The 11,753-nt window shown below is 37.3% G+C and carries 9 protein-coding genes; all 9 read left to right on the forward strand.

What is annotated here, in order from left to right:
• Nucleotides 1–97 precede the first annotated feature (97 nt).
• The 9 genes from leuS (at nt 98) to F0Q01_RS04185 (ending at nt 11,747) form a co-directional block, all read left to right on the forward strand.
• Nucleotides 98–2,503, forward strand: coding sequence for a leucine--tRNA ligase (leuS, locus tag F0Q01_RS04145; RefSeq protein ID WP_090486561.1), 2,406 nt, complete (start codon nt 98–100; stop codon nt 2,501–2,503).
• A gap of 56 nt (nt 2,504–2,559) precedes the next feature.
• Nucleotides 2,560–4,995, forward strand: a complete 2,436-nt coding sequence (locus tag F0Q01_RS04150) for a hypothetical protein (RefSeq protein WP_090486564.1) — start codon at nt 2,560–2,562, stop codon at nt 4,993–4,995.
• A gap of 47 nt (nt 4,996–5,042) precedes the next feature.
• On the forward strand, nt 5,043–6,248 hold the full coding sequence (locus F0Q01_RS04155; RefSeq protein ID WP_090486567.1) for an NADP-dependent isocitrate dehydrogenase: 1,206 nt from the start codon (nt 5,043–5,045) through the stop codon (nt 6,246–6,248).
• A gap of 121 nt (nt 6,249–6,369) precedes the next feature.
• Nucleotides 6,370–7,125: a segregation and condensation protein A gene (locus tag F0Q01_RS04160; protein WP_090149949.1), complete on the forward strand. Its 756-nt coding sequence runs from the start codon at nt 6,370–6,372 to the stop codon at nt 7,123–7,125.
• 98 nt (nt 7,126–7,223) lie between these two features.
• Nucleotides 7,224–7,796 (forward strand): SMC-Scp complex subunit ScpB, encoded by a 573-nt coding sequence (scpB, locus tag F0Q01_RS04165; RefSeq protein WP_090150046.1) that lies wholly within the window; start codon nt 7,224–7,226, stop codon nt 7,794–7,796.
• Nucleotides 7,797–7,937: 141 nt separating this feature from the next.
• Nucleotides 7,938–9,263, forward strand: coding sequence for a carboxyl transferase domain-containing protein (locus F0Q01_RS04170; protein WP_090149946.1), 1,326 nt, complete (start codon nt 7,938–7,940; stop codon nt 9,261–9,263).
• Between the two features lie 18 nt (nt 9,264–9,281).
• Nucleotides 9,282–10,208 carry an OadG family protein gene (locus F0Q01_RS04175; RefSeq protein WP_090486570.1) on the forward strand — a complete coding sequence of 309 codons (927 nt, stop codon included), beginning with the start codon at nt 9,282–9,284 and terminating at the stop codon, nt 10,206–10,208.
• A 22-nt stretch (nt 10,209–10,230) separates the two neighbouring features.
• Complete coding sequence (locus F0Q01_RS04180) at nt 10,231–10,584, forward strand: biotin/lipoyl-containing protein (protein ID WP_090149940.1); 354 nt, start codon at nt 10,231–10,233, stop codon at nt 10,582–10,584.
• A gap of 14 nt (nt 10,585–10,598) precedes the next feature.
• A complete protein-coding gene (locus tag F0Q01_RS04185; RefSeq protein WP_090486573.1) occupies nt 10,599–11,747 on the forward strand; it encodes a sodium ion-translocating decarboxylase subunit beta in 1,149 nt (382 codons plus the stop codon).
• Nucleotides 11,748–11,753: the final 6 nt, after the last annotated feature.

An 11,753-nucleotide genomic window follows, 5' to 3' on the forward strand; every position in this document is an offset into this window, starting at 1 on the left:
GACACATATGATTTATAAGGAAATTTTATTGATTTATTGCAAAAATAGGGCGCTTTGATTATAATTTTGTGAGTTGTAAAATTACGAGGTGAGAAAAATGAAGCACAATTTTAAAGCAATTGAGAAAAAATGGCAGGCAGCCTGGGAAAAGGACGACATTTTCCGAGCTGTTGATGGTTCTGATAAGCCAAAATTCTACGGTCTTGTAGAGTTTCCATATCCATCAGGCGCTGGTATGCATGTTGGTCATATCAAGGCATATTCTTCAGTAGAAGTAGTTTCAAGAAAGCGTCGTATGCAGGGATACAATGTATTATTCCCTATCGGATTTGATGCATACGGTCTTCCTACAGAGAATTACGCTGTTAAGACTAATACACATCCTAGAAAAATCACAGATGACAATATTAAAAAGTTCACAACACAGCTTAAGAGCGTAGGTTTTTCTTTTGATTATAGCCGTACAATCGACACAACTCAGGAGGATTACTACAAGTGGACACAGTGGATTTTCCTTAAGATGTTTGAGAAGGGACTTGTTTTCAGAGACAAGACTCTTGTAAATTATTGCCCACATTGTAAGGTTGTCCTTTCAAATGAGGATTCACAGGGTGGTAAGTGCGATATCTGCCACAGTGATGTTATTCAAAAAGAGAAGGACGTTTGGTACCTTCGTATTACTGAGTATGCTGATAAGCTTCTTCAGGGCCTTGATGAGGTAGATTTCCCTGAGAATATTAAGCAGCAGCAGGTTAACTGGATTGGTAAATCTAAGGGTGCTTTCGTTAATTTCACACTCGAAGGAATAGAGGATAAGCTTGAGATTTATACTACAAGACCAGATACACTTTGTGGTGTAACTTTTATGGTTATCGCTCCTGAGCATCCATACATTGATAAGTATGCTGATAAGATTTCTAACATGGATGCAATCATGGCTTATAGAGCTGAGTGCCAGAAGAAGTCTGAGTTCGAGCGTACACAGCTTGTTTCTAAGGACAAGACTGGTGTTAGAGTTGAGGGATTTGATGCTATCAACCCAATCACTGGCAAGAAGATTCCTGTATTTATCTCTGATTACGTAATGATGGGTTATGGTACAGGTGCTATTATGGCGGTTCCTGCTCACGATCAACGTGACTGGGATTTCGCTACAAAGTTTGGTATTGATATTATCCCTGTAATTGAGGGTGGAGATGTGACAAAAGAAGCCTATACAGGCGAGGGTAACATGATTAATTCAGAGTTCCTTAATGGTCTTAACAACAAAAAGGACTCTATCGATAGAATGATTCAGGAATTGGAGAAGCTTGGTTGTGGTAAGGCTGGTGTTCAGTTCAAGATGAAGGATTGGGCATTTAATAGACAGCGTTACTGGGGTGAGCCTATTCCAATTGTACATTGTCCTACATGTGGTGATGTTGCAGTTCCTTATGATCAGCTTCCACTTAAGCTTCCTGTACTTGAGAAGTTTGAGCCAGGTACTGATGGAGAGTCACCACTTGCTAAGGTTGATAGCTTCGTTAATTGCAAGTGTCCTAAGTGTGGCGGTGATGCTAAGCGCGAGACAGATACTATGCCTCAGTGGGCTGGTTCTTCTTGGTACTTCCTTCGCTACATTGATCCACACAATGATAAAGAGTTTGCATCAATGGACAAGCTCAACTACTGGATGCCAGTTGATTGGTATAATGGTGGTATGGAGCACGTTACACGTCACTTGATTTACTCACGTTTCTGGCATCATTTCCTCTATGACCTTGGTGTAGTTAATACTCCAGAGCCATACAAGAAGAGAAGTGCCCAGGGTATGATTCTTGGTGAGGATGGACAGAAGATGTCAAAGTCTCGTGGTAATGTTATTGATCCACTTGATATTGTAGATGCTTATGGTGCAGATACACTTCGTACATACGTATTATTCATGGGTGACTATGGCGCAGCTGCTCCTTGGTCAGATGCTTCTGTTCGTGGATGTAAGAGATTCCTTGAGAGATTTGCAGGTCTTACAGATATTGTTACTGATGAGCCTAACAGCGAGTCAATCGAGACTGGTGTTCATAAGACAATTAAGAAGGTATCTGAGGATATCGAGGCTATGAAGTACAACACAGCTATCGCAGCTATGATGGGACTTCTTAACGATATCGTTGCAGAGGGACATATTACAAAAGAGAATCTTATCTTACTTGTAAAGATTCTTTGCCCATTTGCTCCACATCTTTGTGAAGAAATGTACGCAGAGCTCGGAGGTGAGGGATATTGTTCACTTGCTCAGTGGCCAGAATTTGATCCTAACAAGATTGTAGAGTCTACAATCGAGATAGCTGTTCAGGTCAATGGCAAGCTCAAGGCTACAATCAAAATCCCTAACGGATGTGAAAAGGATGATGCTCTTTCTATTGCTAAGGCTGACGAGGCAGTAGCAAAGGCTCTTGAAGGCAAGAACCTTGTTAAAGAAATCTATGTACCAAACAAGATTGTTAACTTAGTTGTTAAATAATATGGTGTTTAATGAGCCTGCCTTTTGGCAGGCTTATTTTGTAAGGAGAAGGGGTTGTGAAAAAATTACTTAAAACAAATACAGTAGAAATAGATAAAGTGTTTTATGCATTTATTATCTGGAATTTTATAAATTTGGTTTCCCATATTTTTAGCTTTTATTGCCCATTTATGTCTCAGGGCATTGACTATGTTTTTTATGGAGTTGAAATTGTACTTTTCTTATATTTGATTATAAGAATTAGGATTAGTCATTGTGATAAAATATATGTTTTTTCAACGTTTATAAGTTGGACTATCATATTGGATGTGATTGAATTATGGTTTGTGATATTTGCTGTTGATACGAGCCATCATACATTTCTTTCTTTGTTTTTTAAACTTACTTTTATAGTTCGATTTGTTATAGAGTATTTAGCTGTTTATTGCTTCTCGGATTTTATGTATGGTGAAGCAAATACAAGAAAACTATCATATCGTTTTTACTTTAGATTTAAAAAATTCAAAGATATCTGGATGATTTTTAATGTCTTATTTCTAATTTTACTTGTTGTTTTTTGGTTCAGATTAAATAAGAATACTTTGACTTTAGTATATTTGTTTATTTTAGTAAGGTTTATTCTTGGTATAGCTATTATTTATAATTCTCGCTCTTTAGTTGGAGTTTTGGGTCCTGTAGATAGCGATGATTATTTTGTTGGTAAATATTCATTTTTTGATATTGTTAATAAACATTGTAAAGCATTTTATATCCTTAGGATGATAATTGGGATAGGATTAATCGTATTTGCGATATTTATTTTAATTAAAAAGAATCAATTTGATTCTAATCTAAATTTTCTAGCTGATCATCCAAGTGATATTGTAGATAGATTTGGAGAAGCCTATAGCATTGTGCAACAATCAGAAGATGTCTATACCTATAAAGTACATAATAATATGCCAGTAAATTCTTGTTTCTATGATGAGAAATATGGAATTATAAATATAAAAACAAACTATAATTCAGGTCCTGTTTATGATGAATGTCCAATGTTTGATAGTGATGGGATATCGCCTGATTACAAAGGTCATATGATAGATTTGGATGGAAATGTTGTTTTTGATATTCCATCATTTGTTACAAGAAAAAAATCTGTTAGACAGAGAATTTTAGATAATGATTTAGCTGATATCTATGATAAGAATATTCTTTTTGAAAATAGTTTAGGTAATGGAAGTTTTAGTACATCAGGTTTTAATGATCATTTTTGGGAATATGATGGATTGATATTATGCTATGAGTTCAACAATCGTGATTATAATCGCAGATACGATAGAGATTATGAAAGACATTATTTTGATAAAGGGATTGCAGTCTACTATTCTGAAGTAAATAATTGTTTTGGAATAATTACTGAGGATGGTAATCGACTGATAGATCCTATTTTTGAAAAAATCTCTTTTGAAAATGGATATGGATTGATTGGTGTATATCAAGAAAAGAATGGATATAATGTTATCGATTCAAATGGAGAATTTTTAATTCCTTCAACTAGTTATGATTATGTTAACATTAAAAAAATGTATCCAGATAAGGGGACAGCATTCTTTATAGATTCAGCTGATTCTGATATCAATGATTCTTGTTTATATGTAGTAGATGCTGATGATGATTATCAGTATATAGATTCTTATATTTATGAGGGCGATTACAATTATAAGTACTGGCGCCTCTTATTGAAACAGGATGTATTTGTATTAACCAGAACTTCAGGTCGAAATTTACAAGTGGTCTTTTCCGATGGTGAAATAGTATTAGAATCTGATGAATATACAAAATTATCATTAGTAGAACCATTCATTGAGAATTATATTTTTGCTTGTCAAAAACAAGATGGGTTTATTAATATAATTGACGTAAATGAAAATGTATTAATACCAGGAAATTACAGTGATTATGTATACATTGGAGATGGCCGATTTTATTTAAAGAGTGCTGATAAAGAGCACTTTGGTGAAGCAATAATAGCTGATATCGATGGCAATATTCAATATACAGGCCTTGAATTTGTGTCTGCTGGTAAAGAAAAAGACGAAGATAGTGATATAAATTTAAAAGTTTCTAAAAATATAGGTAGCGATTCTTATTTAATTGTATATAATTATATAGATTCTAATGGTGACATTTTAGATGATTGGCATATAGATAAAGGAGAATACACCTATTCTGATTTGACTTATTATTATGAAATCAAAGTAGATGATAAAAATGAAAAACGTCTTCATTGGTACAATGAAAACTTTAATTACATTTTTTCAGAATACCTCCTTTTGGGAACGACAAAGGATGTAGATTTTGGAATCGAATTTTTAGATAAAGATGAAAATATCGAGCAATATGGTCCAGCATTTTTCTGGATTAAGAATGAACTTGGCTCATATGATCTTTATGATTCCAAAGGAGAATATATAAGAACTATCACTGATTTATCATTTGTGAAAGTTTGGTAATTACTATTGTTTTAAATTTATTTAAGTATAGAAAAGGAGAACTATTAATGAGCAAAATTCAAATGACAACCCCACTTGTAGAGATGGACGGAGATGAGATGACCCGAATTCTCTGGCAGATGATTAAGGATGAGCTGTTGCTTCCTTTCATTGATTTAAAGACAGAGTATTATGATCTTGGTCTTGAGCACAGAAATGAGACAGATGATAAGGTTACAGTGGAGTCTGCAGAGGCTACAAAGAAATATGGTGTTGCTGTAAAGTGCGCAACTATCACACCTAACGCTGCACGTATGACTGAGTATAATCTTAAAGAGATGTGGAAGAGCCCAAATGGTACAATCAGAGCTATTCTTGATGGTACTGTATTTAGAGCTCCAATCGTTGTAAAGGGAATTGATCCAAATGTTAAGTCATGGAAGAAGCCTATTACAATTGCTCGTCATGCATACGGTGATGTTTACAAGAACACTGAGATGGTAATCCCTGCAGCTGGTAAGGTTGAGCTTGTTTACACAACTGAGGATGGCAAGGAAGAGCGTGCTTTAGTTCATACATTCAATGGTCCTGGTGTTGTTCAGGGTCAGCACAATATCAATAATTCTATTGAGAGTTTTGCTCATAGCTGTTTTAAATTTGCTTTAGATACAAAGCAGGATTTATGGTTTGCTACAAAGGATACAATTTCAAAGAAGTATGATCATACATTTAAGGATGTATTCCAAGAAATCTTTGATAAGGAATACAAGGATGCATTTGATAAGGCTGGTATCGAGTATTTCTATACACTTATCGATGATGCTGTGGCACGTGTTATGAAGTCTGAGGGTGGATTTATTTGGGCATGCAAGAATTACGATGGTGATGTTATGTCTGATATGATTTCATCTGCATTTGGTTCACTTGCTATGATGACTTCAGTACTTGTTAGCCCTGCTGGTTACTACGAGTATGAGGCTGCTCACGGTACAGTTCAGCGTCATTACTACAAGCACCTTAAGGGTGAGGAGACATCTACAAACTCAGTAGCTACAATTTTTGCTTGGACTGGTGCTCTTAGAAAGCGCGGCGAGCTTGATAATATTCCAGAGCTTGCCAAGTTTGCTGATAAGCTTGAGAAGGCTTGCGTTAAGACAATCGAGGATGGAAAGATGACTAAGGATTTAGCTCTTATCACATCTATCGAGAATCCTACAGTTCTCAATTCTCGCGATTTCATCGTAGAAATTCGTAAGACTCTTGAGACAATGTAATAATTGTCAGATAACTATATATAGTGGTTAATCATATTGACATACACAATATAGTCTAATATAATAATCTCATGTTAATAGGCATGAGATTATTTTTTTGCCCATAAGTAGGAGAAAATTCATGGAGATGAATGTTAAGCTTCAGGTATTTGAGGGGCCATTAGACTTGCTTCTTCACCTGATTGATAAGAATAAAGTTGATATTTACGATATTCCAATCGTTGAGATTACTGATCAATATATGGAATATGTTCGAGCTATGGATAATAGTGACTTGGATATTATGTCTGAGTTTCTGCTTATGGCTACCACACTTCTTGATATTAAGAGTCGTATGCTTCTTCCTAGAGAGGAAAAGGAAGAGGACGGCGAAGAGGCTGAGGATCCACGTGCAGAGCTTGTTCAGCAGTTACTTGAGTACAAAATGTACAAGACTATATCTTATCAGCTTCGAGATAGACAGATGGATGCCAGCCTTGTATTTTACAAGGAGCCTACCATCCCTGATGAGGTTTTAAAGTATGAGCAGCCAGTTGACTTAGAAGAGCTTATGTCTGACCTTACTTTGAACAAGCTTAATGATATTTTTAACCAGGTTCTTAAGCGTCAGGATAATAGACGAGATCCAATCCGTTCTACATTTGGTAAGATTAAAAAGGAAGAGGTTTCATTGGAACAGAAGATGGAGTGGACTATCGCTTTTGCCAAGGCTCACAATACATTTAGTTTCAGAAACTTATTAGAAGCTGCTCATTCTAAGACAGAGGTTATCGTTACATTCCTTTGTATCTTGGAAATGATGAAGGCTGGACAGATTAATATTACTCAAGAGGATACATTTACTGATATTGTTATTGAGAGTAAGATTGCTGCTTAAAATGCATGTTTTTGCGAGGCAAAGAATATGCTCAAGAAGTGCCATTGCCGGAGGCAATTATTAGATGGCATTTTTTCCTTATTGAATTTGGAGGGAATATGGATATTAAAGAAATAGAGAATATAGTCGAGGGCATTCTTTTTGCTATGGGTGGCACAGTTGAGCCATCTAAGATTGCTAAGGCTCTTGAAATAGAAGATAAGCAAGTTGTTGAGGCTATTGAGTCTCTTAAGAAATCATACGAGGACAATAATAGAGGTATTACAATTACCGAGATAGATGGTGCATATCAGATGTGCACTAGCCCTGATATTTATGAGTATCTTATTAGGATTGCTAAGCAGCCTAAAAAATACGTACTTACGGATGTGCTTTTGGAGACACTTTCAATCATTGCATACAAGCAGCCTATCACTAAATCAGAGATTGAAAAAATCCGAGGCGTTTCCTGTGATTTTGCGGTTTCAAAGCTTGTTGAGTTCGGCTTATGTACGGAGCTTGGACGTCTTGATGCCCCTGGTAGACCTATGCTTTTTGGTACTACAGAGGAGTTTTTACGCTCATTTGGTGTTAGCTCAATTGATGAACTTCCAGAGCTTTCTCAGACTCAGATTGAGGAGTTCAAAATGGAGGCCGAAAATGAGGCTAATAATGTAGAGGTTACAATATAATTTTTATACAAAAAACCACCCAAATTTTGGGTGGTTTTTTTATGACAATTTTTTAACACGATTTCGTTGAAAAGGGCTTAAATAAAGGGTATCATTATACTTGCGAGAAATTTGAAATATTTATATAAATGGAGGTATGAGATGGGTAATGATTTAAATCAGGCTCAGGCTAGAATTAACGCATTGCTTGATGACAACAGCTTTGTTGAGCTTCAGTCATTAGTAGTTGCTCGCAACACAGATTTTAACCTTGATGCAAAGAAAGAACCATCAGACGGAGTAATTATTGGTCATGGTCTCGTGGATGGCACATTAGTGTTCGTTTTCAGCCAGAACGCCGAGGTATTGGGCGGTACTATTGGTGAGATGCATGCGAAGAAGATTCTGTCGCTTTATGACATGGCACTCAAAGTTGGTGCTCCTGTCATTGGATTTATTGATTGCGGTGGAGTTCGTTTACAAGAGTCATTTGATGCTCTTGAGTCTCTAGGTGCAGTTATCGAGAGAGCAGCAGATGTTAAGGGCGTTATTCCTCAGCTTATTTGTGTGGCTGGTCAGTGTGGCGGTGGACTTTCAGTTCTTCCAGCAATTGCTGATTTCACATTTATGGTTGATGGCGCTTCATTGTTTGTTAATTCACCTGATACTATTACAGGTAATGATAAAGATACATCATCTGCAAAGTTCCAGTTCGAAGAGGCTGGTACAGTTGATATGTATGGCTCACTTGAAGAAGTTGTTGCTTCAATGCGCCAGGTTATCTCTATGATTCCTAATGATATCGTAGAGGCTACAGATGATCTTAATCGTGCTTCAGAAGGCCTTGATTCTAAGGTATCTGATGCAGCTGCAATTGCTACTGAGATTGCAGATAATAGAGAGTTTATCGAGCTTAAAGCTGGATATGCTAAGGAGATGGTTACTGGTCTTATCAAGCTTGATGGCGTTACCATCGGTGTAGTTGGAAATAGAGAAGTTGATGGAGAAGCATATCTTTCAGCTATCGGTTGCGAGAAGGCTGCTGATTTTGTTGAGCTTTGCGATATGTATGAGATTCCTGTTCTTTCTATTACAAATGTTGCAGCATTCAAGTCATGCACATGCCAGGAGAAGCGTCTTCCACGCGCTCTTGCTCAGATGTCACAGAGATTTGTTGATGCTAGCATTCCAAAGATCAATCTTATTACAAAACAGGCATACGGAAGTGCTTATGTTCTCATGAACTCTAAGTCACTTGGTGCTGATTTAGTATATGCTTTTGAAAATGCTTCAGTTGGTGCAATGGAAGCTTCTAAGGCTGCTAGAATCCTTTCTGATAATGGTACAGATGCTGCTGCAATCGAAAAAGATTACGCTCAGCTTCAGGATAGCGCTCTTACAGCTGCTGCCCATGGTCATATCGACAGAATTGTTTCTACTGCAGATGCTAGAAAGTACATCATTGCAGGATTTGAGATGTTTTTTTAAGAGCAGGAAGGTGAACATATGAAGAAGAAATTAACATTACTTTTATGTACCTTAGCACTTGCTCTTGGGGTTACTTCATGTGGTGAACTCAAGAATTCTGATGAGTTGGCAGGACGTAAAGTTAGTTCATATCGAGCAGAAATTACAAACTATATGGAAACTCTTGCTGGAACAACAGATGGTACTCCTGAGGATCTTATTAGATATGAATTTGCAAACTATCTATTATCGATAACTCCTCAGGCTGGTGGCATGACTGTAGATGATTTAGCAGGTATGTATGGCATTGACCCATACGTTGTAGCTGAACAGTTTACTCGTGATTATGAATTAGATGAAATGGAAAAAGCTGTAGATGTTGACGCTAATGCTGTGGATGAATATATATCTACAAAGCTTGGTTTTGATTTATCTGACGAAAAATCTACAGGCGCAACTCTTTACAACGATTTCAAAGATTGTAGTTCAAAAGCAGGCAAGTATAAAGGTATAAAAGACTATAATATCGAAAAGTCAGGAAAGACAATTACATCTACTATTGTTGGTGACTTTTCAAAGAGAGATTTAAAGATGACATTTGTATATTCAACTCTCGATTCGTCTGTTCCAACAGCTATGAATGTAGAGCCTGTTTATACACTTGGCGAGATTATGAAGAAGGCAGCGCTTAATACAGTTATGGGTATCTTAATTGTATTTGCAATGTTAGTTGTTATGTCTGCTGTCATTAAGGGATTTGAAATTATTCCAAAGATTGAGAAGAAGCTTAAGGAGAGCAAAGAGACCGCAGAGGATGTTAGACCTGTTGCTGCTGCAGTTCCAGTTTCTTCATCAAATAATGATACAGATGATTTGCAGCTTGTAGCTGTTATCGCTGCAGCAATCGCTGCTAGCACAGGAGCTTCTACAGATTCGTTTGTAGTACGTTCAATTAAGAAAAGATAATCAACTTTAGGAGGAAATTTCCATGAAAAATTATACTATCACTGTTAATGGAACAGTTTATGATGTAACTGTAGAAGATAAGGGAGGTTCTGGCGTTTCACCAGTTACTCCAGTTGCTGCTCCTAAGGCAGCTGCAGCTCCTGTAAGCTCAGGTGCTGCTGGTAGCGTTAAAATCGAAGCAGGTGCTGCTGGTAAGGTTGTTAAGATTGCAGCTGCTGCTGGTGCTTCTGTAAAGAAGGGTGATCCTGTAGTAGTTCTTGAAGTTATGAAGATGGAGACACCTGTTGTTGCACCTCAGGATGGTACTGTTGCATCTATCAATTGCAACGAAGGTCAGCAGGTTGATGCTGGCGCATTACTTGCAACTATGAACTAATAGGAGGATTTAACATGAGTTACGTTGGAGAGACATTGTTGAACCTAGCTCATCAGACTGCTTTTTTCAATCTGACCTGGGGTAACTTTGTCATGATAGCGGTTGCTTGTTTCTTCCTATTCCTTGCAATTAAAAAGGGGTATGAGCCACTTTTACTTTTGCCTATTGCATTTGGTATGTTGCTTGTAAATATTTACCCTGATATTATTGCATCGCCTGAAGAAACCTCTAATGGAGTAGGCGGCTTGCTTTATTATTTCTATACTCTTGATGAGTATTCGATTCTTCCATCACTTATTTTTATGGGTGTTGGTGCTATGACAGACTTCGGTCCACTTATTGCTAACCCAATCAGCTTTTGGCTTGGCGCAGCTGCACAGATTGGTATTTTCTCAGCTTATCTGCTTGCAATCCTTTTAGGATTCTCAGATCAGGCTGCTGCTGCAGTTTCAATTATTGGTGGTGCTGATGGTCCTACATCTATCTTCTTAGCAGGTAAGTTAGGACAGTCTGCTTTAATGGGACCTATTGCTGTTGCGGCATATTCTTATATGTCATTGGTTCCAATTATTCAGCCTCCAATCATGAAGGCACTTACTACAAAGGAAGAGCGTGCTATTAAGATGGCTCAGCTTCGTCCAGTTTCTAAGCTTGAGAAGATTCTCTTCCCAATCGTAGTTACAATTATTGTATGTTTAATTTTACCTACAACAGCTCCACTTGTTGGTATGCTTATGTTAGGTAACTTATTTAAGGAGTCAGGTGTTGTTAATCAGCTTACTGAGACTGCATCAAATGCATTGATGTACATCGTAGTTATCTTACTTGGTACATCTGTTGGTGCTTCAACATCTGCGGAGGCATTCATCAATGTGGCTACTCTTAAGATTGTAGCTCTTGGTCTTGTTGCTTTCATTTTCGGTACAGCAGCCGGAGTTTTATTTGGTAAGCTTCTTTGCCATGTTACTGGCGGAAAGATTAATCCACTTATCGGTTCTGCTGGTGTATCAGCTGTTCCTATGGCAGCACGTGTTTCTCAAAAGGTTGGTGCAGAAGAGGATCCTACAAACTTCCTTCTCATGCACGCTATGGGACCAAACGTTGCTGGTGTAATTGGTACAGCAGTTGCAGCCGGTGTATTTATGGCTATTTTCGGAGTTTAGGAGGGT

It is taken from the genome of Pseudobutyrivibrio xylanivorans (assembly GCF_010906925.1).
Lineage (GTDB): Bacteria > Bacillota > Clostridia > Lachnospirales > Lachnospiraceae > Pseudobutyrivibrio.

Excerpts from the sequence above, each read along its gene's own strand:
- scpB (WP_090150046.1), top strand. The coding sequence starts at position 7,224 with ATGGATATTAAAGAAATAGAGAATATAGTCGAGGGCATTCTTTTTGCT.
- leuS (WP_090486561.1), top strand. The coding sequence starts at position 98 with ATGAAGCACAATTTTAAAGCAATTGAGAAAAAATGGCAGGCAGCCTGG.
- F0Q01_RS04185 (WP_090486573.1), top strand. The coding sequence starts at position 10,599 with ATGAGTTACGTTGGAGAGACATTGTTGAACCTAGCTCATCAGACTGCT.
- F0Q01_RS04155 (WP_090486567.1), top strand. The coding sequence starts at position 5,043 with ATGAGCAAAATTCAAATGACAACCCCACTTGTAGAGATGGACGGAGAT.
- F0Q01_RS04175 (WP_090486570.1), top strand. The coding sequence starts at position 9,282 with ATGAAGAAGAAATTAACATTACTTTTATGTACCTTAGCACTTGCTCTT.
- F0Q01_RS04180 (WP_090149940.1), top strand. The coding sequence starts at position 10,231 with ATGAAAAATTATACTATCACTGTTAATGGAACAGTTTATGATGTAACT.
- F0Q01_RS04160 (WP_090149949.1), top strand. The coding sequence starts at position 6,370 with ATGGAGATGAATGTTAAGCTTCAGGTATTTGAGGGGCCATTAGACTTG.
- F0Q01_RS04170 (WP_090149946.1), top strand. The coding sequence starts at position 7,938 with ATGGGTAATGATTTAAATCAGGCTCAGGCTAGAATTAACGCATTGCTT.